Source organism: Dactylosporangium sp. NPDC005572 (assembly GCF_040605515.1).
Taxonomy (GTDB): domain Bacteria; phylum Actinomycetota; class Actinomycetes; order Mycobacteriales; family Micromonosporaceae; genus Dactylosporangium.
In genome coordinates this window covers 1-22299 of sequence record NZ_JBEXCY010000149.1, presented here as the reverse complement: position 1 = coordinate 22299, position 22299 = coordinate 1, and the positions used below count along the sequence as shown (strand labels likewise).

The following is a 22299-nucleotide window of genomic DNA, read 5'->3' as shown; positions in this document are numbered from 1 at the left end:
CTCGGTGACCGCGGTCGCTGATACACCGGCACCGGCACGCGGGCCTGAGCCTTTGAGTAGTTGCGCGCATAGCTGCAACTCGCTTGGTGCTCAGTGGCTGTCACGCATCGTAAGAAGCCGGCACTCGGGTGGTCGATCCTGTCGGCTGCCTTGTCAAAGTGTCGAGCGAGTCGGCAGAGTACGTCGATCCGCCGTGCGGCGGCTTGGCCATGTCGACGTGGCAGGTCAGCGGTCGGGCCGGTCAGGTCGAGGTGGTCAGGCCGGTGGGGATGCCGGGCATGGCGTTGGAGAAGGTGGCCTCATTCAAGTAGAGCGCCTGTCCCGACGGGGTGCAGGCCTCAGCGCCGAGCTGGTGGGCGGGGTAGCCGGACTCGCAACGATCGACTTTGCGCTTGGTGGCCGTCGTATGATGATCAATCCGGGGTGGTTGTGCTCGATGCTCCGGGCTAGCAAGCCGATCGCTCCCGACTCCTGAGGTATTGCGGGCGACGTTACTCGCGATGGGCTGCGTGGTAGCGATCGATCACGTCCCGAGCGAGCCGGCCCCGATCGGAGACCTCGATCCCTTGGCGCTGCGCCCACGCACGGATTGCCTGATTGCGGCCGCGGTCGCGACGTACTAGCCCAGCAATCACCGATCCAGCGCCGCAGCACAGCCAGCAGAACGGCGGCAAGATGGCTGGCACCGTGACTGCGGACGCTCGATGGCGACCGCTGTGCGGTCCGGTCCGCGAGGTCAGGGCACCGGTTCACGGCCGGCCGCTGCCCGCCGAGGCGGCCGCCCATTGCCCAACCTGCGGCGCCCCGTCAAACTCCGTGTAGTCCACGACACCTGCGCGCCGTGACCGGCCGCCGACTACACAGGACTGCTCAATACTTCAGGTCGATCGTCACGAGGCCCTGGGTCGTTCCGGCTGCGAAGGCGTTTGTGCCGATCCAAGCCAGCGCAGTGACGTCGCAGCCCAGGTCGATGTCGGTGATGTCGGCGCCGCGGCATACCCGCACGATGGAGTCGAGACCGACCAGCAGGTTTCCGCCGGTGCCGGACAGCGCCGCGGCGCCGATCGTGCCGGCGAACCGCAGCCGCCAGTGGGGTGTCGGCCTGCGCCGGCGGCGTCGTCCGTGATGGGTGAGGGTCTCCAGGTCCCACACGCAGACCTCCTGGTTGCAGATGGTCAGCAGGAGTTGCCCGACGGATGCCAGGTGCCGCACTGCTTGCGTGTGCACGAGCACGTGTGCCGTCGCCTCGGTGCGGGGTCCGGCGTCGTCGTCGACTGGCCAGATGCGGATGGTCCCATCGAAGTACCCGGCGACGACGCAGGGGCGGCCGTCCGCGGTCTCGGCCAGCAGCAGTGTCTCTGGGTCTGGCACAAAGCTGCCGGACAGTATCTGTGTCTGCTGGCCGGTCCCCAGGTTCCACACGTCCAGTAGCCGCCCGACATAACTGGACCACTCCCCGGTGGCGACGAGCAGATCCCGGCCGCCCGCTGTGCCGATCGCGACCGTACGGTAACCGGCAAGGGAGACGAACTCGCCGATGGGCCAGCCGGTGAACGGATCGAAGCAACGGCTGCGCCAGTCATCGCGGACGAGGACCGCCGGCCCGCCGCTGAGGACGCCGGTGGCGAGCCGATCGTTGGCGTCGAGTGCCACCCGCCTGTGCAGTACGACGCCGGTGCCGTACGTGGCGTTCCAGCCGTGGACCGTTTTGGCCAGGTCCGTGCTCAGCACGACAGGCCCGCCCGCGCTCTCAGCGGCGAGGAGCTCCGTGACCGCGGCGCGATGCCCGTCGCTTGGGCCGGCCGTCCGCGTCCACGTCGCTAGGTCCCACACGAACAGCGCCCGGTCGTCGGCGGTCGACACGGCGACCGGTGAGTCGTCGTCGACGAGCAGTGTGGCGACCGCCCGGACCCAGCCCGCGTGGCCGGTCATCGCGCTGCCCGCCAGCGGACCGTTGGCCAGGTCGTGCCGATGCACCCGTCCGTCGCCATCGCCGGTCACCACGAGCGTCCTGTTCGGGGTCGCCACGGCCGACATGGTGCCGATCCAGGTGCCGAGGGCCCCTATTGGTGCGCCGACGGGCTCACCCGTGTCCACCTGCCAGGCGTGGACCGTGCCGTCGTCGCCGGCGGATACGACGACGTCGATGTGGTCGAGCCGAGTCAGGCACACCGCCCGTACCCATCCGTGGTGGGCGCGGGGCAACCGGGTCACCGGGGCGCGGGTCGACAGATCCCAGACGATGACCGCACCGGATGCGTCGCCTGCGGCGAGCAGGCGGCGGACGCCGCTGCGGGCTGCCGCGAGGGCGAGGACGGAAGCCCGGTGTCCGAGACATGGTTCGCCGAAAGCGGCACCGGTCCGCAGGTCCCAGATCCGGATCGTAGCGTCGGCTCCGGCGCTCATGGCGATTGTGGTGTCCCCGTCGACGACGGCGGCGACGGCGTGTACCGGCCCGCTGTGCTGCACGCTCGTGCACAGCGGCGTCGCCGACGCCGGGTCCCACACGTGAACCGTGCCGTCGTAGTCGGCGGTGATTACCATCGGCTGTGCGCCGAGGTGCGTCGTGGTCACCGCTTCCACTGGTGCCCGGTGGCCCGTGTAGGAAACGCCGTGTTGCATGCCCGTGCGCAGGTCCCACAGTTCGACGGTGGCGTCGTGGTTGCCCACGACGACGGTCTGGCGGCCGTCGAGCACAACGGTCGCCATGGCGGTGCCCCGGCCACGGCTGAGACGGAACGGCGGGTTCGGCGGCGGCCCGACGGCAAGGTCCCAGACGCGGATCGCACCGGATCGCCAGCCGGTGGTCACCACCTGAGGCCAGCCGTCGAGCCCGGCGACCGCGAGCGACTCGACGCCACCGGACTCGGCGTCGGGGATGAACACCACCCGGCGTCCCGTCGTCAGGTCCCACATTTGCACCGAACCGTCGGCGCCGCCGCTGACGCAAGCGTTGCCAGCCTGCAAATGCAACGGTTGCAGCGTGGTAACCGGACCGGTGTGTGCGTGAAATGCCTGCATCAGCTGACCACTGCTCGCGTGCCAGATCTGGATCTGGCCCTCGTCCGTTCCGGACACGACGACAACCTGGTCGCCGACGGTCGTCACCATGGCACACATGGCGTGAAGGTTCGGCGAGTCCGGATCATTTAGGTAAGCGATCTCGCGGTCTGCAGCAACGTCCCAGTACCTGACGCGCCCGTCGGCGACAACGACGAGCACGACACCGTCGGCGGTGGTTATGGCGCAGACCGACCGGGGCTCCGCTCGTCGTTGGAGCCGGCTGAGCCGGCGGCCGATCCGCAGGTCCCACACGATGGTGGTGTTGTACTCGGCGGTGACGGCCAGGACGGTGCCCTGCGCACGCACTAGGCCGATGAGCGATCCGCGGATCTTGTCCCCGACCGGTTGCCACAGTTGCGTGCCGGTGTCGAGGTCGCGTGAAACGATGCGACCATCATCGTCAATGAAACACCCGATGGCCCGACCATGCCATTCGCTGACCGCCATCGGCGCCCGCTCCGCCCTCGATTCTAGGCCGGGAAGCCGGCTGCCGGTGATGAGATCCCAGCGGCCGACTTCTCCGTCGACGATGGCGACCACGACGGGACGGCCGTTGATGTCGGCAACCGTGGCCTCGGAGACCTGTTCACCCGCCGGCAGCCGACGGTGCGGGTGGATCGGCTGCCATGACGACCACCGCGCTGACCAGGGGCGTTCCCAGCCGAGCTCGCGGATGCGTTCGGCGAGCATCGGCGCGCGCCCGCAGACCGCCGCCAACTCCAGGTATGCCAGGAACTCGGCGAGGGACCGGCGCTCGCGCAGGTATGGCACGGTCCGACGGTAGGCGTCGGCGGCGGCCTGGCCCTGGTGGCTGACCGCGTATGGCAGCGCGGCAAGCATCGCTGGCGTCGATGCGGCCATCAGGAACATCGGCTCGTGCAGCAGCCGGTCGAGCACGCCCCCGAACGCCGCGTGGGAGGCCAGCGACGACCTGATGTAGGGGTGGGAGCCGGCCCAGTCGCGCGTCCCGTCCGGGAGCCGCCGGCTGTGTGCGATGAGCGCTTCCGCGATTGCGGCGTGATCCCGCGCATCGTCCCGGGACTCGCGGAGGTGTTCGACCAGCGACTGGTGATACAGCCTGTACGCCGACCGGTCGCCCGACGCCGTTTCGACCATGTACGCGCCGGCGACTGTGCGCAGCCAGAGCAGGTCGTCATTGCCGAAGTCCTGGCCTGGCGACAACGCGTTCGCCAGCCGTCGCCAGATGGTCTCCCAAGGCAGGCCGGAGCCCTGCGCGTAGGCGAGCGGCAGCAGCAGAGCCCGGGCGCGCCCGGCGTCGTGCCGCAGACGCTGGTCGAGGTCACGGCGCATCGCGTCGCCGGCCTTGCTCGGGAGGCCGGCCCGCCAGCCGGCGTCGGCCGGGTCGGCCACCGCAGCTGCCTGCGCCTCGGTCTGGGCGAGGATGCGGGCGACCAGGAATGATGTGTCGGCGGCAGCGGCGATGGCGTCCGCGACGCCGGTGATCACCGCCGGTGGCGCCCGGTGATACGGCGTGTCCGCGAACGAGCGCAACAGCGCGCGTTCCGCGTACAGGCGGACGCTGGCAGGGTCGGCATACTCGGGGTCGTCAAGGTTGATCAGGTCCACGTCAGTGCCGATGGGGCCCAGTAGGTGAGCCCTGGTGCCGAGCAGCAGCCTGATGTTGCCCTCGCCGTAGTCGATCAGCGGCCGTAGCAGGCGCTGCACAAGCTGCTGCGGGTCGGACGCCTCGTCGAGGGCATCGATGAGCACCAGCAACGGGCGTTGCCTGCTCTGGAGGCTCCGAAGCAGGTCGGTGACAGTTTCAGCGTGGACGTTGGCGGCCGCGGCGAGCGCGGCGAGCACACCCTCGACCGGCAGGGTGCCGGCATAGATAGACACGTCGATGGCGCCGGGTGCCATCAGGGTCACGAATGGCAGGTCGTCCGGATCGAAGGACCGGCGGTAGTCTGGGTCGCTCAGAGCGGTGAGCAGCCCCAGGACGGCGGTCTTGCCGGAGCCCGGGTTGCCGGTCACGACCAGCGCGTCGGACCGTCCGTCCGGTTGGCACAGCCACTCGTGCAGCCGGCGCAAGGCGTTGTCCCTGCCGGTGAACCATTGGGTGGCGGGGACGAAGCGGTTGCCGAGTTCCTCACGGCGCCGCCGCTGCTGCCGGTACTGCTCCTGCAGCAGCACGTCGAGGTCGTCGAGCGCCCGGTCGTAGCGCAGGTTCGGCAGGAACCACACATCCTCGCCGGTGCCCTGCTGGAAGTAGCCGACGCGCTGCGACGCCGGCAGCTGCGGGTCTTCCTTCATCAGCTCAACCACTGCGTCGATCATCACGACCGGCGGCACGAACCCCGCGCTCGCCTTGTGCTCCACGGCGTTCGCGAACGCGGACGCGAACACGCCGGGCACGGCGAGCTGGTCCGGCCGGGTCGACGTCACGATCACCAGTCCGCCGACCTGCCCGTTGAACCGGCTCGCGGTACGCAGCAACGCGGCGCCGCCATTGCCGGAATAGCAGGTGTCGAGCAGGATCATCAGCCGCCGCACGCGTGTGTCGGCGAGCATCCACTCGGCGATATCGGCGGTGCGGACCGAATGGAACCGCACGTCGGCCGGGTCGCAGTCCGCAGGCAACAGGACGTGCTCGCCGTCGTCGAGGAGCTCGCCGTGCCCGGCCAGGTAGAGCGTCACGTACTCGTCAGGGCTGCGCTGCGGTGACATCGCGAACGAGCGGATCGCATCGCGGAGTTCTTCCCTGGTAGGACTCATGTCCGGCGTCGGCCATCGGGTGTAGCCGAACTGCCCCGTGAACAGCGCCACTACCTGCTGCAGTTCAGCGACAAGCTCCGGGACGTTCCAATCCGGGACGGCGGGGTACTCGATGATCGCCGACGCCAGCAGCACCCGGTGCGGCCCGGGCGGCCGGTGCCTCTCGGATTGCCGACGGCGGCCGGGAATGACCGCTCACTCCCCTGCGACGGACGTGCCGGTTTCGACGGCCGACAGCGCTTCGAGCAGGACGCGACCGGTGTCGGCCGACGTGAGATACGGACGTGCATCGTGCGCGTGCGCGCCGTTGTGGATCTCGATGTTCGTGACGGCGTCGCCGAACAACGGTCGCAGGTCCTTGACCAGAGCGACAACGTCGCCGCGATCGGCGATATTCGTCCAGGTGCGCACGCTGCCCGGCCAGCGGCCTACCGGCCGCAGCGACCTGGCCGTCATCGGCGCGGGCCGCAGCTGGTCGAAGAAGAGATTGCGGATGCCGAGCGGCGAGCCGACCGTGACAAATGTCTGGACCGGCCATTGGCTGTTAGCGCACAGCGCCTCATATGAGGCGACGGAACCCATCGAGTGACCGACGATCACCCGGGTGTCATCGGCGATGGCGGCCGCAATCCGCTCGCCGACCGCTGCACGGACAGTGTCGTCCGTCAGATACAGCCGCATCTGCCGCAGGTTCGACAGCATTAGGCGTTGCGCAACGCCGGCGAAGAACTTCGAACCGGACAGCACGCGCAGCGCCGTCTGCAGGGATTTCGGCGATCGCGCCAGCGTCGGAGTATCCGGACCGGGGACGCTGTCGTCGGTGCGGGCGGCCTCGACCCACCAGTCCATGAGCAGCTGCCGCTCGAACTCGGACAGGTCCTCGACCGACAGCAGTGGCGTCGGCGGGCCGAGCACCCGTCCTTTCGGCCGAAACAGATCGCCGTAGAACACGCAGTCCACACTCGGCCGTCCACCAGCCGGGTCGAGTCCGGCCAGTTCCATGCCCCCGATCAGGGCGGGCTCGAACTCGGCGTGCAGCACAGCGGGGGCTTTCAACTGCTGGCCGACACCGTGCACAAAAACGATCTTCGCCATTCGAGCGGCCCCACTCCAACGATCCGACCGGTGTCGGGCCACCGTACAATCCGCCTTCGGCCCTATCATCGCCCAAGTGGATGGAAGTCATCGCCACATCGACGGCAGTTGCGACCCACACCGCCCGACGAATTGCGGTGACATTACGTGCCCGCGAACTGGAGCACGGGGACGGCCAGAGGTTGCGCGGCCGCGGGTCTCGATCGGCGCCATGCTGACGGCTCCTTGGTCGGTTTCTCGCAGGACGGTGTCCCTTCTCCCAGATCGATGGATGCAAAGGGTGGATGGACGCTGACGGCATCCCTCATAGGGTGCTTCCATGACCTCGACGAAGTCGGCCACGGATGTGCTACGTCCGTACCTGTTGGTCGTTCCTGACTATCAGCGCGGTTACGCCTGGGAGGAGCAGCACGTCCAGGAGTTTCTTGAGGATATCCACCTGCTGGAACCTGGGAAGGATCACTACACCGGTACGATCGTGCTGCTCAATGGCAATGAGGCGCTGGTCGACGACGAGTCCCACGCCTTGCTCTACGCCGAGGTCGTCGACGGGCAGCAGCGGCTTACGACCGTGTGTCTGCTGCTCAACGAAATCCGTCGCGCCTTGGTCGCAGCTGGTCAGGACCGTGCTGCGAAGGGGCTCAAACAGCAGTTCCTGATCACGACCAAGGACGGCGTGCCGCTGCACAAGCTGCGGATCGGCTCCGACGGACTTCCAACGTGGACCGCCCTGCTGCAGGACCAGCCCGTCAAACCGCCGGAGACGTTGTCCGGGCGGCGACTGCTCCGAGCGGCGGAGCAAATTCGTAAACACCTGGCGGGCCTCACAGCCGAGGTGGCCGAGCCGGTCACAATCCTGACCGGGCTTCGCGACGTCGTGATCACCAGATTGCGGTTCACCGTGCACGCGCTCGATCAGCACGCGGAGGTCGGGGTGATCTTCGAAACGCTGAACGATCGTGGGAAGCCCCTCACCGAGCTGGAGAAGGTGAAGAACTACCTACTGTTCCTGGCCGCTCGCCTGCCGGCCGCGCCGCAGAACGCGCTCGCAGCGAAAATCAACACGGCTTGGTCCCAGATCTACCGGCTGCTGTTGGAGGTGGCGATGGTCTCCCCGGCAGGGGAGGACCAGTTCCTGCGGGCGCACTGGCTTGCCGCTGTGGACCCGCTACCCATGCGGTGGAAGGGGACCAAATCGGTCAAGAAGCAGTTTCCCCGGGAACGCTACGTGCAGCAACCCGATCTGCTCGGCACCGAAATCGGTGCCTACGTCGACTCCCTCGCCCGGGCAGCCCAGGCCTACGCCGACTGCCTGCGGCCGGACACCCAGGCGTTCAGCGACTTCGGCACGACAGCGATGCAGGTCCGCGCGCTGCAGCAGGACCTCATCCGGGCGGGCACGGTAGCCGCCTTCCTCCCGCTGTTCATCGCACTGCGGGAACGCGGCCCGCAGGACGGCGAGCTCTACCGAGAGGCCTTGGATCTGTGTGTGCGGTTCGCTGTGCGGACGTACCTCATCGGCGGCTACCGGGCCGACGCCGGACAGACCCGGCTCTACCGGCTGGCCCATGCGGTCTACGGCGGCAAGCGCGACCCTTCGACGGTCGGCAAGGCTCTGCGGCGGCTCACATCGGAGTATGCCGGCGATGCCTACGTGCGCGAGGCGCTGCTGGAGACGGAGTACAACTGGTACCGCTGGGGGGCGTTGAAGTACTTCCTCTACGAATACGAACTGCACCTGCTCAACGGCGCGAAACCCGACCTGGACTACGCCTTCTTCGCCAAGACGAAGCGGGAAAAGACGATCGAACACATCCTGCCGCAGACCGCGACGTCGCCGTACTGGACGCAGCGGTTCTCCAAGGAACAGCTCCGCGGCCTCGTGCACACGCTCGGCAACCTCGTGTTGACCCGTGACAACAGCGCCTACTCGAACAAGGATTTTCCCGACAAGCGCGGCGCAGCCGGCCCCAACATTCCGAAGAAGCCCTGTTACGCCCAAGCCCCGCTCGTCCAGGAGCAGGAGCTCGCTCCGCTCGAGGACTGGACCCCGCAACAGATCCTTGCCCGCCAGCAACGCCTGGCCGACTGGGCGGTACAGCACTGGGCGGTCGACTTCACCGACCTCGACGAGGGCGGCGAGCCGACGGACGAACCTCCCTCGGGCGCGGACGAGGATTCCCTGGACTACGAGGCCGCCGAACTGCTGACGGCCGAGGCCGTCACCAACGACGCGAACTCGGCGGGCGCCGCGGGCACACCATAAGCAGGGCGGCGGTGGCGTTATGGTGGAGCGGCGCCGTTTGCGGCCGCTGTCCCGGCCGGTGCGCAACCCAACCGTCCCGCCTGGCGCAGGAATAGGCCCATCTCGTATCGGGGCCAGGTCCTTCAGTGCGTAGATGCGGCCGCGTCGCCAACCTGGAGGGTACGGGTTTCGGCCCTGGTGTGATTGTCGGACGGCGACGCGGGAGTAGGTCCGGCGGTAGGCGGCGATGACCGCCATGGTGACGGGCGGAGGAGCGGTACTCCGGTGTGGCTCAGGTGGCGGGCAGCGGGCGGGCCGGGGTAGCACGCAGCAGCCGCAGCTCGCGCTGCAGGTTGCCGACGCTGCGCTCCACGCCCTCCGACCAGCTCGCCGCCGACTGGCTGCTGATGGCGCGGGCCAGGTCGAGGAGGCTGTTGAGGTGCTCGGCGAAGCGCTCGCTGCCGCGCTGCTCGTCGACGACGGCCGAGCGCAGGTCCGTCGCGGCCGAGGCGAGCTCGCGGCTGATCCGCTCGAGTTGGCTGCCGGTGGCGCCCTGCTCGAGGCTCGCCGTACCCTGCCGGGCGATGCGGCGCAGCCGGCCGATGAGGATGTAGGCGCGGCCGACCCAGCCCTCGGTCGAGGTCGTCCCCTCGACGCTGGTCAGGTAGGTGCGCAGGTCCTGCCGGGTCAGCGGCGCGGCCTCGGCCGAGCGCAGGAACTGCGCCAGGTCGGTGGGCAGCGCGCCGATCTGCGCGGGCCACAGGTCGGTCAGGGCGGAGTCCTCGCCGTCACGGTACTGCTGGATCGCCTGCGGCAGCGCCTCGGTTTCGGCCCGCAGGATGTCATACAGCGCCCAGTCGTAGCGGAAGACCACGGTCTGCACGGCCAGGACGGTCGCCCGGTCGAGCTGCGGGCGGATCAGCATCTGCAGCGTGTAGGCATTGATGAACCGCTTGACCTCGCGCGGGTTGACCCGGCCCTCGATGGCGAGGTGGGCCAGGTACGGGCGGACCGTCGTGCGGAGGTCCTCCAGCTGCTCGCCGCCGATGCCAGCGGTGTCGTAGATCGCGGTGAGCAGGTCGTCGAGCTGCTCGGCGTGCATCGGCGGCAGCTCGTAGGGCACCTGGAAGATCTTCTTGACGTACTCGCGCTCGGCCAGGCGGAAGTTGCGGTCGTCGCCGGCGGCAGCCTGCACGCCGGCCAGGCGCTCGCGGATCGCTCGCTCCAGGACCCGCTGGTCGATGCCGACGACGAACACGAAGCCGGTGAGGTCGAAGAACAGCTTCATCGACTCGATGACGCTCAGCGCGTTCTGCGGCAGGCAGCGGTCCAGGTCGTCGACGAACACCACGACCCGGTCGACGCCGCTGGCCCGCAGGTCGGCGAAGGCCCCGGCGAGCTGCTCGAAGCAGGCGTAGTACAGCGACTGCGCCTCCTGCGCGGGCCGCTCGCCGCCGTCGGACAGCGCGTCGGCCGACTTGGCGGCGTCGAAGCTCACTTCGGCCACGCCGACGGGCATCTTGCCCGACAGCCCGCTCACCAGCGCCCGCACGACCTGCCCGATCCGCGACGCGACCGCCAGCAGCACCTCCCGGGCCAGGCGGCCCGCCTCGGTGGCGGCGTGGGCGACGATCGCGCCGCGGATGGTGTCCAGCAGCGGGACGATGAGGTGCGGTTCGCGCTCGTACCGCCAGCCGTTGAAGACCACCTTGAGCGTGTTCGGGTTGCGCAGTTCGGCCCGGATAGCGTCCATCAGGGTCGTCTTGCCCGACCCCCAGCCACCGAAGACGCCCACGGCGAACCGCGGCTCGCTCTCCTGGATCAGGGTCGCCAGGGCGATCGCGATGCGGTCGTACCCCAGCGCCGGCGTAACGGCTGGGGTATCCAGCAGGACCCGCGACGACCCCCCGGAGGGGGCAGATCGCGCCGATTGCGGGTTAAAGGGCTGGTGGCGAATCACTTGGGTCCGCGTCGCGACGTCCTCGGGAGTTGCTGAAGTTGGACGTGCTCCGCGAACGACGCGGGGGGTGGGCGCCGGATGGAGGGTGACGTATTGACTGTCCAAGCGGATGAAACGTGCGTGGGCCGGCCGGGTACTGTCTGTCGCCGCTGGCACTGGCATGGCGGGGTTTGCGCCCCAAAACGTCGTCAGCGGACGGTTCAGGCAGGCGCGCAGGTACGGCACGAAGCGGAGCCGGGCTAAGGCCAGTTCCTCGTCGCCGGTGCCCTGGATGAGTAGGCGGAGCCCGTCGTCGAGTACGCGGAACCCCTGGGTGAACAGTGGAAGGCCGTGGCGTGTTGCATTGAGGAGTTGGGCTCGGGCGTCCGGCCAGCCGTAAGGGTCGCGCATGAGGGCGGAGGCGTGCAGCAGTTGCGCGTCAAAGCTTTCCGGTTGGGAGAGAGCGAGGGTGTGAGTCCACCGGCCGAGCCGGGGGTCGCCGCAGCGCAGCAGACAATAGCCTAGCGCGACGGCGGTGGTTGGCTCCGGCGGATCAGTGTCGGACAATATGGCTGAGGCCAGCGTTCGAACGGCTGGGACGTCGCCGGCCTGTAGGAACGCCATCAGGGTTGTGGCCGTGCTCGGCTCTGGACCGAGGACGATACTCGACCCCTCGGCACCGAAGCGAACCAGTTGGCCAGGGATTGCCGCCGTGAACAGCGCACCGTGTGGCTCGATCAGCCACTGGAGCAAGATGTTCGCAGTATGCTCGGCGCTGGACAGGGCGACGGCTCTGCCCGCTGCGCTTAGATCGCCGGGGTTGGCCGGCGTGAAGGTGCCTTGGTCGACGTCGAAGCGCCAGCCTGCCAGCCAACCGTTGCCGCTCGGCGTGGTTGAACTGCCAGTGTCGCCAGGGTCCTCGAGGACCACGACGACCGGACTGTCGTCCGCGTTGGTGTCGGTGACTTCGAACGGTACAGAAGGCCGCTGGCCCGAGGCGAGGCTTGCTCGGGCGAAGTAGCGGCCGACCGCCAAGGGCCCTGCGGAGGACTTCCGGTCGTTCCGCAGCACGCCAGTCGCGACTGTGTGCAGACCAAGGTCGACGACTTCGAAGATGCCGATGACGGCGCCGTCATCGGCGGAGGCGGCGCGGCCCACGACGAGCACAGGTGCCGTCATGCCGGATTTACCTGGGCGTGCCATGTCTTGTTGGGTGGCAACACCTCCTCAAAGACTGACTCTTCACGAAATGTGCCGGTGGGGAACTCCAAGTGAAGTTGGTAGACGCCGGCGATGACCTCGCCCCGGCCGTCTGCAGCAACGGAGAGCGGCGGTTCGGGGCTGGGCCGCACGTGCCGGAGCTTGGCTGCGGCGGCCGCCAATGCACCTGCCGGACTGCAGGTGAGCCGAAACGGCACCCGTGGCGGGCCGTCGAGGGTGCGTAGGACGCTCGCGCCGCTCTGCTCGCCTTCCACGGTCAGGAAGGCCCATCGGTCGGCTTCCGGGTAGTCCCAGGCCATGACGTCGCGCAGGTGCGGGCCAAACCGATCGGTGGCAATCGTCCACTGGTTAGCGCCGTTCCGATGCGCGCCGAGACCGTCGAGCGTGCGCAAGACCGCAGCGGTGAAGGGGGTCACCGCGCCGACGTCGTTCTCCACATCGAATCGCTTCGCGGTGGAGAAATACACTGGCGCATCCAACGGCGCGAGCGGCAGTGTGACCCTCTCAGGCCGGTCCATCAGCGGCAGCGCTGTGGCGACGAGCTGGAAGAAGCCAGACGGCATCTGGCGACAGGCATCGACAAAATACAACTGAGTGCGGGCTCGGCAGTGCTGCATCAATGCGCGGACCTCACTGAGTTCGACGCAGTGCTCGAACACCGCATGGGGGTCCTTCCCAACGTCTTCAAGGAGCAGCAGTTGGCCGTCACGATCCCAGCCGTGCCCGCAGAAGAAGAAGAGCGCGATGTTGTCGGGGTCGGCGTGGCACCGGCTGTACCACCGGCGGAACGCAGCCTTGAACTCGTGGAAGACCGCCGCGTCGACCGTTTCACGAGTCCCGTCGGGTAGCCGGATCGCCCCGCCACCGGGTGTTGAGATCAACACCTCAACCGTGCCAATCGGTAGGTCGCCGTTGCCGCGGGGAGCGCTTAGCAGCCATTCCGCGACTGCCGCGGCTGATGGCGGTGGACTCGTGAGCGAGCCGAGGTCTCCGAGTAGGCGGCTCGCCGCGCCGTCATCCGGTGGGTCGTCACAGTGTGGATAGGAGCCAACGCCGACTACAAAGGCATGCAGCCGCGGTCCCGGTCCTGAGTCCACGACGATTGCTGTCACGGCAGTTTCCCCCGGACCTCGTGTACGCGGGCTGCTAGGCGGGCGTGGAAGCTAGGTTGCCGAAAGTACGCGCCGTGCGCCCAAACAGCATCGGAGGGGTACTCATAGTCGACAACGTTGTGGAAGATCGGCTCGGCCACGTAGGCGAGGACGTCGGTCCGGTCCACAACGTTGAGCCAGTGGCGGACGTTTGGAAGGGCCGGCACCCGCTGACCTGGATGTAACGGCAGCCGGGGATCGCTGGCGCCGAACAGCTTCAGCTCCTCGAACAGACCGACCTGAGAGCCCACGGTAATCAGCGTGTCGACTTCAAGGTCGGGCCGGAAGTGGCTGACGATGTCGTAGGCAATGTTGCCCCCCATACTGTGCGCCACAACCACGAGTGGCCCCTCTCTGCTCGCGTCTTCGAACATGCGAGCCACAAGGGCGACGATCGGGCCCGGTGCCGCCGGTTCGCCCCGACTGCCGAGGTATGCCAGGACATCCCCGATCAGCAGCGAAATCGGCCGCCCTGCGAGCCGACGTGCCCCAGCGGCCGCGATGCGGGCTGGCCCACCTATGTTGTGCCCTCGGTAACGGTCGATAGCGGCGGCAAGGACCACACGGGCGGCCTCATGCAACCGCCGACGCGAACCGAGCGACTCAACGCTCGCTGCCCGCTGCGGCGTCGTCTGCCCGCAGAGGATCTCGACGAGCTCGAGGTCGTCTGAGACTCCATCTAGCGAGAGGGCATCGGTTCCTGAGCGCTGGTCGCACCAGTCGGTTAGGGCCACGGCCATATCCGCCAGGTCCTCAATCTCGGCGTTGTCGCGACCTCGCACATCGACCAACGTGTATAGTAGGTCGATAGCGTCGTACAAATCGCGTCGGGCGACGTTCACCAGGGGTGTGCCGGTGCCGTCTGGATCGGTCACGGCGAGCAAGTCCGCCGCTGAGGAGTCTTCGCTGCCGAAACGCTCGCTGATGGGTCCTGTGATCGACGACGCGTGATTCCAGGCGAGGCTTGCACCCAGATCGCCCCACATTGGGTTTCTGATCGCCAGCCCTTCGAGCTCTGGAAGTGCCCGAGCCAGAAGGTACCGACGGAACAGTGCATCGCGCAGCGCCACCTTCTTGCCGTAGCCTGGCCCGCTGCGGTTGCCGATGCCGTGGACAAAAACCAAACCCACGAGCTGCCGCCTCCCTCGATGCCTATCGCCTCAGTTTCGTTCAGCGGTGACCCGGAACCGCATTCACCGAACGGCCGAACCATGCCGTCGAGTGCAGGTCGAACTGCGGCCGGTTAGGTGCCGTTCAACCGCGACGAAGCGGCGCAGGAGCGCCGCGAACGCAATCGTGTGGTCGCCTCAGCTCGGGCGCTCGAACCCCAGTACCGTTTTGTGCTGTTTCGCTGGATACTGCGTGGATCTCGGGCATGGACGGCTGGCACACCATAAGTGGGCGGTGATGGCGTTAGGGTGTGCCAGCCTCGGCGCGGACCAACTCGCCACCACAAACCTTCGGCGGCGCGGGGCGCACAGCATAGCAGCGGCCCGGGACCGGTGCTCCAGCCCAGCCCTTGGACAGCCCCACCAACTGACCGATGCGCGGCCGACGCGTGCGCGAGGGCTGGGCGGGCACAGGTGGTGGGCGGATCGGGTCGGACGAGCGGGTTTGACCGCCGCCCATGTGGCGGGTACGGCGGGGGGCGGTAACCGTCGATGATGGTGGGATGACGGGTTGGCGCCGGGCATTGGTCTGGGTCTCAGTGGTCGTCGGCGGGCTGGTGCTGGTCGGCCTGGGCACGCTCTTCGTCGTGCTCGGCCTGGCGCGGGCCGACCAGTTGGCGAGCGTGATCGGCGCCTTCGTCGGCCTGACCGGACTGCCGGTTGCCGTGTACGGCGTTGTGCTCGCCCGCCGGGCCCTGCCGTCCCAGGACGGCGCACCCCTGGCAGCCGGTGCCGGCACCGCCCCGCCAGCAGCGGGTGGCGTCCACCATCAGGTGCGGGCCGGACGTGACGCGTACACCGCCGGCCGTGACCAGCATTTCGGCGAAGGCGGGCCGAAGCGGTGAGGCGCTGGTTCCGCGGCACCGATCAAACCAGCACCAGCGGCACTGCAAGCAGGGCCGTCAGCGCCGTCCACGCCGGACGCGACGGCTACGTCGCGGGACGCGACCAGCACTTCTACGGCATCGATGGGCCTGCGTTCACCCTGCAGGCCCATACCCCGCAGGCCACGCCGCCCTTGGCCGAGCTGTACGAGTTGCGCGAGCAGCCCAGCAAGCTGCTCAACGCCCGCCGTCAGGTGATCCCGTTCACCGGTCGCACCCTCGAACTGGACGCGCTGCGGGCCTGGCGGGACGGACCGGCACGGCACGGCGCCTGGCTGATCCACGGGCCGGGCGGCCAGGGCAAGACCCGCCTCGCCGCCCGGGCTGCGGACGAGGCCGCTGCGGCAGGGTGGACTGTCGGGTACGCCCGGCACCGCACCGAGCCCGCACCCGGTGGACCACGGCTGGCACCGGCCGACGACACGCAGCTGCTGCTCATCGCCGACTACGCCGAACGGTGGCCGCAGGCCGACCTGCACCTGCTGCTGCGACGGCACGCGGTCCATACCGGGCCGGTGCGGGTGCTGCTGCTGGCCCGCTCCATCAACTGGTGGTCCGCCATCGACGCCGAATGCGACGACTTGGGCATCACTACCCGACAGCCATTGCCGCTGCCGGCCATGGCCGGCACCGACGCCGGTCGCCGGGCACTGTTCGACGCGGCCTGCCGGCGCTTCGCCGACATCTATCAGCTGACCGAACCGCTGGCAGTTGCTCCGCCGGGACGGCTGGCCGACCGGGTCTACCAGCTCACCCTCGGCCTGCACATGGCCGCCCTCACCGTCGTCGACGCCCACGCCCGCGGACAAGCACCACCGTCGGACTCAGCGGACCTGTCGCGGTACCTGCTTGACCGTGAACGCCGCTACTGGACCAGACTGCACGGCGAACACGCCACCGCCACTGCCGCGCGGACCGTGTTCATCGCCGCGCTCAGCGGACCACTGCCACTACCGGCTGGCACGGCCCTGCTCGAGTACACGGGCCTCCCCGAAGCCGCCGCCACCAGCGCCCAGCACCTGATCGACGCCCACGCTCGCTGCTACCCCGCCACCACACCGGACACCGTGCTCGAACCGCTCTACCCCGATCGGCTCGCCGAAGACTTCATCGGTCTCACCCTCACCGCAGATCCAGCCACCAGCCACATCGACCCGTGGGCAAGCCAGCTCGTCACGATTGACACCGTCGGTGCCGACGGCACACTCCGGCACCGCCCTGGAGCGTTGTTCAACCGCGACAAGCACCGGCGACCACCGGCCCACATCGTCCGTGCCCTTACCTTCCTCGCCGCAGCCGCTGCACGCTGGGACAACGCCGGGGCGAGGCTCCGCACACTACTCGCCGCCGACCCCGCCCTCGCTGTCGACGCCGGCGGCGCCGCCGTCCTCGCGGTCACCCCACACACTGACGCCAGCCTCGCACAAGCGATCAGCCGCCACCTTCCCGACCACAGCGTCGAACTCAACCCAGCAGCCGCCGTCCTTACCGAACACCTGGCCAGTCTTGCCGGGCCTACCGCCGTGCCCGCCGACCGTGCCCGCCAGTTGGCCACCGTCGCTGTACGCCTGGGCAACGCGGGGCGCCGAGACGAGGCAATCGGGCCGGCCCGGGAAGCGGTGACCATCTACCGGCGGCTGACCGAAGCCGACCCCGCCGCCCACCTTCCCGACCTTGCCGGGTCACTGCGTACCCTCGGCGTCTGTCTGTCACGGCTAGGCCTGCGCGACGAGGCACTCGGACCGACCGAGGAGGCCGTCGCCATCTACCGGCGGCTGACCGAAGCCGACCCCGCCGCCCACCTTCCCGACCTTGCCGGGTCACTGCGTACCCTCGGCGTCTGTCTGTCACGGCTAGGCCTGCGCGACGAGGCACTCGGACCGACCGAGGAGGCCGTCGCCATCTACCGGCGGCTGACCGAAGCCGACCCCGCCGCCCACCTTCCCGACCTCGCAGGATCGTTGGGCACCCTCGGCATCCTCCTGTTTAAGCAGGGGAGCCGATTCCCGCCGCTGGCTCTGTCCAGGGAGGCGGAAATCATCTATCGGCAGCTAGCCGAAGCCAACCCTGCTGCGTACCTGCCAGACCTCGCAGCATCGTTGAACGTCCGCGGCGTCTGCCTGGCGCAGCTAGGCCAACACGACAGCGCCCTCGACCTGTTTGGAGAGGCAATTACCATTCGGCGGCGGCTGGCCGATGCCAACCCCGCCGCCTACCTCCCGGACCTCGCAGAGTCGCTGAACAACCTCGGCACGCTCCTGTCAAAGTTGGGCCGCCGCAACGAAACCATCGGCCTGGCCAAGGAGGCAGTCACCATTCGGCGGCGGCTGGCCGATGCCAACCCCGCCGCCAACCTCCCGGACCTCGCCTCGTCGCTGCACGCTTATGCATCTGTTTGCGTCAAGGTGAACCTCGCCCTGGAGGACGCTCACGCAGCGGCGCTCGAAGCAGTCAGCATCTATCAGCGTCTTGTTGAACGATTGCCGCACGCATTCGAGGCAGATCTGCGGTCGGCCAACCGCATACTCGTCGACGTGCTAGAGGCGCTCGGTCGCATTGAAGAGGCCGCCAACCTTCGCCAACTGCCCTGACGAGTCAGCGCCAAGCAACTACACCGATTGAAGTTGATAATTGGCAGATGCTCGAGCCCCATGGGGGATGCTGCCCACTGCGGGCAAGCTGGGGACGCCAACGTAGCTAATGGGCCGCTTGCAGGCGACGCGTGTGCTGCGCCACTGTAGCGACCTGGGCATCCTCGAAACACATGCGGACCACTCACAGCCCGCCGGTGCACACCATAAGAGTGATTCCGGGGAGCACGTGGGCGCAGCCGGTCGGCGACGCCCCGACGCCGGGCGCCCGGCCCGGGTGGCGTAGCCATGCCGGGCGGCTCGGGCGGCGCCGGCGGCTCGGGCGGATGGAGTACGGCGCGGCGTCCGGCCGCGGGTCAGCGCCGCGGACGGCCCTTCGGCCGGCTGTCGTCGTTGGCCGGCGAGCCGGACGGTCCGAGCAACCGGCGGATGATCGCCTTTCGCCGGCTCTCCGTCGGAGCGGCCACGGTGTATCCGAGGCGTTCCAGCTCCCGGATCGCGGTGCCCTGGTTCCTGCGCACGGCGGCCGCGACCTGCTTGAAGCGGTACTCCAGGCGGCTGTTCTGCAGCTCCTCGTACCAGCCGTCATGCGGCTCGACGACGCCCTCGTCGATCAGGCACTCCAGCAGATCCTCCAGGGCAGGCCGGAACCTGCGGCCACCCACCGGAAGGTGGATCTTCGCGAGGGCGTCGACCTCCTTGCGACCGAGCTCGCCGAGCAGCTGCTCGAGCGCCGTGTGCCGGGCGTGCACCTGGACGTGCGCCTCGGTGTAGCGCTCCTTCTCCCGCTGATAGTCGTAGTGCAGGACGTCCTCGGGCGGGTCGCTCACCAGCAGCGCGCACACCGACGACCGCACCGTCAGGAACTGGCCCTCGTCCTCGTCGAGCATGAGATAGGCGGACACGTCGAGCCACAGCGGCGTGTCGGCCAGGGAACGCAGTCGCACGGGCCGGGACGTGAAGTCCTCGAGATTGGTGCCAACGATCGACTGGGAACCGATGGGCAGGATCCGGCCGTCGACCTTCGCGAAGTCGCAGACGGTCCGGTTGAGCAGCGTCTGCAGTCGTTCGGCGAACCGCTCAGTCTGCGGAAACAGGGCGTCCTTCGCCTTGCTCACCGATGGCCAGCCAGAGCTTCTTGGCCTCCAGCGAGGAGAAGTTCCTGCGCACTGCCATCTCGCTGAGCTGTTCGTACGTGAGGTGCAGGCGCTTCAGCGCGCGCTGTACAGCCTCGTTCCATTCGGTCAGGCTCATCTCGGTGACGGTCGGACGGTGAAGGTGCATTGACGCTGTCATCGAAGCCTCCCAGGATGGGCGCGTGCCTGGTTGCTCATCCCTCATCGTAGGGACTCAACCTTCACCAGTACTACCCCTTGTCACCGACCTGTATGCCCAAAGTAACTGTTTTGCCTGCTCATCCGACGTGCCAACTACGGGTGAATCGATATTGATCACCGATTCACCGACGATCGGACGAGGTCAGAGCACCATACGGGTTTAACTCGATCGTGTCACGAATCCTGCCGCCCAAAAGGTATTCCGTACAACCAAATGCATGACATCGCCCACGATAAGCCGGCTCCGCCGGCCGGCCCGCCGGTCGTCTCGCGACCCGGACCGAACGGGTCGACGACACTGTGGGCTCGACCGCCACCCAGCGCACGGCTGCGGAACCGGAGCGGTGATACGCACGCCCAGCGCGCGCACCGCTGCGCGGAGGATGCCGATCGGGCCCGCCGCTCCCGCGCAGACGGCCGGAACCGTTCCAGCGGCCCGGGCGTTTCGTTCGCCGAGCGGCAGTACGGCGCGGATTCCGGCCGGGTAACACCGTTGGAAGGGGCAGCGGTGGCGGTATAGCGCCCCAGCCGCATCCTGGCACCCCCGTCCCGGCCCTGCCGCGCCGACCGCACCAGACGCGGCACGCAACGCCGGGCCGCCCGGGGATCGAACACGGCGTTACCCGACGCCGTGTCGCAGCCGGGATAGCGGCACCTGCCTGATGTTCCGCCCGAGGCCGGAACATCGATCGGATGGAGGCGCCGGCGCGCATGCCGGCGCACGGCAATCCAGGAGGCCGACGGCGCTGATGCGAGTCGCTGCCTGACGCCCGGGCAGGGCTGGGGACGATGCGACGCGACGAGTGCGTTGCCGGTCAGTCGGCCTGCTCGTTCGCCAGCACGTCCCAGCGTTGTTGCCACTGCTGGATGCGTTCGACGGGGATGGCCGTGTGGTCGCTTGTCGGGTTGCGGGGTCGGGTGCCGCCGACGCTGGCAAGCCATGCTGCGTGATGCGTCCGGACGTCGTGCTCGACCCACGACGCGGGCGCGACGAAGTAGTCCGGCGCGTCGCCGGTCAGGTCGACGAAGATGACGGCATGTGCGCCGTCGACGGTCGGCGCGTTGACGTTCGCCTGCCAGGGGGAACCGGCCTGGCGTCGTGACAGAACCTGCACCGTCCGGCCGTCCACCAACAGCCGCGTGCGGGCGCCCACAACTTCCACCTGGTGCCCCTGCGAGGCGGCTGCCGCCGCCGCGTAGAACCGCGCGACCTGATGAACCTGATGGGTGTTCAGATGCCCGAGCTGCATCACCAGTCCCCTGCCTGATTCGCGGATCCATCAGAATCGCCCATGTTAGGAAGCGCCCTGCCGGCCGGTGAGCCGACCAGGTCCGTCAGCAGGCATGAACTCCATCGCCCTGGCGAAGTTGGTTCGTGAGAGGTTCCTGTTCGTCCGGTCGACCCGCAGGTAGTTGCCCGGAACTTCATAGGTGAACGGAAGATCATTGACCGTCCGGAACTCTTGTCCGGCACAGCCCCGGATTCGAGTCCACACCGTTTCGATGCTCGCCACCGGACCATCATCGGTGAAGACATTCACTCGCGGTAGCCCGACAGCCTGGCTGTCGATAGCGAGCCTTGTCGAAGCGGTCGGCGCCAAGGTGGTTGAGGCGGTGCTCACGGCGTCGGTTCGCCGGTGAACGGGCCGGGATCTGACCGCCAGATCGACGATTCGGTCGAGAGGAGCACTGTCGGCAAGATGACGATCATTATGCCCGTTCAGCGACTCCGGTGCCGCTCTGGCATTCCACGATGATGCTCTTGTGAGCGCTTCCCGGATGACGCCATTCCCCCAGTGTTCCTGGCTGTTGTCGACGGCCGCTGTGCTGGTCCTTGCTGCCTGCGGCGGTTCCGCCGGGGACAGTACGGCAGCAAGTTCGGATCGCCCAGCAGCGGGTTCGTCGGTTCGCCCGTCCGCCGAAGTCACCGTGGCTGCGCCCACCCCGACCCCGGCGTCGTCATCCGCCGCACCAGTCGGCCCACGGTTCGGGCCGGACATGGTGCGCAAGATGTTGGTGACGAAGAAGGCGAAGGGCGGTCAGGCCAACGCTGCGGTCGTCGCGAGCGGCACGCCAGCGCAACTGCTCGACGTCGGCAAGGGCTGTGTCGAGCATTTCCGGCGCACGTATAAGGCCGCGTTTTGCTACGTGTTCGGTTCGCAGGCGGACTTCGCTGTGACGATGTGGAACGAGCAGGAAGGGCTGGCCGACAAATGCTGGATCTGGTACGTCGGCATCCCGCTCGCCGGCGGTGACTACATGCCGATGGAGATGGGCGGCATCAGCTACCAGCAGGACCGTTGCCCCGGGACGGTATACCCCAAGCCGTAGTCATCAGATCCGATCTGGCTGCTGCCAACCCCATGCCCTGGCCTTGTCGATCGCGCTGCGTTGCGTTGCCCGGCCGGGACGACGGGCACAGTCACCCCAGGCCGTCCAGACGACGCAGGTGGCGGGTCGCGCCGTAGATAGCCTGTTGGCCGTCGGGCTTCACGCGCAGCCACAGCATGGCGGCTGGGCCTCGACACCGTTTGAAAGACCGCACCCGGCGCGCAGTTGCGCGTCTACGGGTATGCCATGGTGGCGGGATGGAACCAGCGGAGCGTGTGCAGAAGCTGCTGGCGGCTGCGAATGAGTACGCGGCCGAGGTCAGCAATGCTTACGACGAAATGGCTGATCAGGTAGCGGCACGCGTGGCGCAGGCTGGAAGCCTCGGCAAGCTCGAGCTGGAGCGCTGTGTGCGTGGAAGCGACTGCGCGCTGACACGCCCTGGATGGCCTAGCTGATGAGCACGCCCGACCACCAGGTCCGGCGGGGGGGTGTCCCTATGGTTTTGTCAAACCGCAGGGTCGGTTTCCTCGGTGTTTC

At 68.2% G+C, this 22299-nt stretch carries 16 protein-coding genes; 6 read left to right on the top strand and 10 right to left on the bottom strand.

Annotated elements, in window-relative coordinates; translation table 11 throughout:
* The first annotated feature begins 128 nt into the window (after positions 1–128).
* On the top strand, positions 129–311 hold the full coding sequence (locus ABZS66_RS43765) for a hypothetical protein (RefSeq protein ID WP_354768596.1): 183 nt from the start codon (positions 129–131) through the stop codon (positions 309–311).
* Positions 312–491: 180 nt separating this feature from the next.
* Here ABZS66_RS43765 and ABZS66_RS43760 read toward each other — a convergent pair whose 3' ends face one another.
* The 3 genes from ABZS66_RS43760 to ABZS66_RS43750 form a co-directional block, all read right to left on the bottom strand.
* Entirely contained in the window at positions 492–635 is a 144-nt protein-coding gene (locus tag ABZS66_RS43760) for a histone-like nucleoid-structuring protein Lsr2 (RefSeq protein ID WP_354768610.1), read from the bottom strand.
* 235 nt (positions 636–870) lie between these two features.
* Complete coding sequence (locus tag ABZS66_RS43755; protein ID WP_354768594.1) at positions 871–5934, bottom strand: AAA family ATPase; 5064 nt, start codon at positions 5932–5934, stop codon at positions 871–873.
* A 60-nt stretch (positions 5935–5994) separates the two neighbouring features.
* Positions 5995–6894, bottom strand: coding sequence for a hypothetical protein (locus ABZS66_RS43750; protein WP_354768592.1), 900 nt, complete (start codon positions 6892–6894; stop codon positions 5995–5997).
* Positions 6895–7213: 319 nt separating this feature from the next.
* Here ABZS66_RS43750 and ABZS66_RS43745 point away from each other — a divergent pair, with 319 nt between their 5' ends.
* Positions 7214–9160, top strand: coding sequence for a DUF262 domain-containing HNH endonuclease family protein (locus ABZS66_RS43745; protein WP_354768591.1), 1947 nt, complete (start codon positions 7214–7216; stop codon positions 9158–9160).
* 271 nt (positions 9161–9431) lie between these two features.
* On the opposite strand, the gene ABZS66_RS43740 is transcribed toward ABZS66_RS43745, so the two are convergent.
* From ABZS66_RS43740 to ABZS66_RS43730, 3 genes are all read right to left on the bottom strand, one after another.
* The gene (locus tag ABZS66_RS43740; protein WP_354768589.1) at positions 9432–12257 is read right to left on the bottom strand and encodes a P-loop NTPase fold protein; all 2826 of its coding nucleotides are present in this window, start codon (positions 12255–12257) and stop codon (positions 9432–9434) included.
* Complete coding sequence (locus tag ABZS66_RS43735; protein WP_354768587.1) at positions 12254–13180, bottom strand: caspase family protein; 927 nt, start codon at positions 13178–13180, stop codon at positions 12254–12256. Before ABZS66_RS43735 ends, ABZS66_RS43740 begins: the two co-directional genes overlap by 4 nt.
* A 227-nt stretch (positions 13181–13407) precedes the next feature.
* A complete protein-coding gene (locus ABZS66_RS43730) occupies positions 13408–14580 on the bottom strand; it encodes a hypothetical protein (RefSeq protein ID WP_354768585.1) in 1173 nt (390 codons plus the stop codon).
* Between the two features lie 542 nt (positions 14581–15122).
* Between ABZS66_RS43730 and ABZS66_RS43725 the strand changes: the two genes are divergently transcribed.
* Positions 15123–15464 (top strand): hypothetical protein, encoded by a 342-nt coding sequence (locus tag ABZS66_RS43725; RefSeq protein ID WP_354768583.1) that lies wholly within the window; start codon positions 15123–15125, stop codon positions 15462–15464.
* Positions 15461–18094, top strand: coding sequence for a tetratricopeptide repeat protein (locus tag ABZS66_RS43720; RefSeq protein WP_354768581.1), 2634 nt, complete (start codon positions 15461–15463; stop codon positions 18092–18094). The genes ABZS66_RS43725 and ABZS66_RS43720 overlap by 4 nt, the downstream gene beginning before the upstream one ends.
* Before the next feature lie 356 nt (positions 18095–18450).
* On the opposite strand, the gene ABZS66_RS43715 is transcribed toward ABZS66_RS43720, so the two are convergent.
* From ABZS66_RS43715 to ABZS66_RS43700, 4 genes are all read right to left on the bottom strand, one after another.
* Positions 18451–19212 (bottom strand): hypothetical protein, encoded by a 762-nt coding sequence (locus ABZS66_RS43715; protein ID WP_354768579.1) that lies wholly within the window; start codon positions 19210–19212, stop codon positions 18451–18453.
* Entirely contained in the window at positions 19175–19348 is a 174-nt protein-coding gene (locus ABZS66_RS43710; protein WP_354768578.1) for a hypothetical protein, read from the bottom strand. The genes ABZS66_RS43715 and ABZS66_RS43710 overlap by 38 nt, the downstream gene beginning before the upstream one ends.
* Before the next feature lie 898 nt (positions 19349–20246).
* Positions 20247–20684: a hypothetical protein gene (locus ABZS66_RS43705; protein ID WP_354768576.1), complete on the bottom strand. Its 438-nt coding sequence runs from the start codon at positions 20682–20684 to the stop codon at positions 20247–20249.
* A 42-nt stretch (positions 20685–20726) separates the two neighbouring features.
* A complete protein-coding gene (locus ABZS66_RS43700; RefSeq protein WP_354768574.1) occupies positions 20727–21431 on the bottom strand; it encodes a hypothetical protein in 705 nt (234 codons plus the stop codon).
* Between ABZS66_RS43700 and ABZS66_RS43695 the strand changes: the two genes are divergently transcribed.
* Positions 21430–21762 (top strand): hypothetical protein, encoded by a 333-nt coding sequence (locus ABZS66_RS43695; RefSeq protein ID WP_354768572.1) that lies wholly within the window; start codon positions 21430–21432, stop codon positions 21760–21762. The genes ABZS66_RS43700 and ABZS66_RS43695 overlap by 2 nt on opposite strands.
* Positions 21763–22019: 257 nt before the next feature.
* Positions 22020–22217 (top strand): hypothetical protein, encoded by a 198-nt coding sequence (locus ABZS66_RS43690; protein WP_354768570.1) that lies wholly within the window; start codon positions 22020–22022, stop codon positions 22215–22217.
* The last annotated feature ends 82 nt before the right edge of the window (positions 22218–22299 follow it).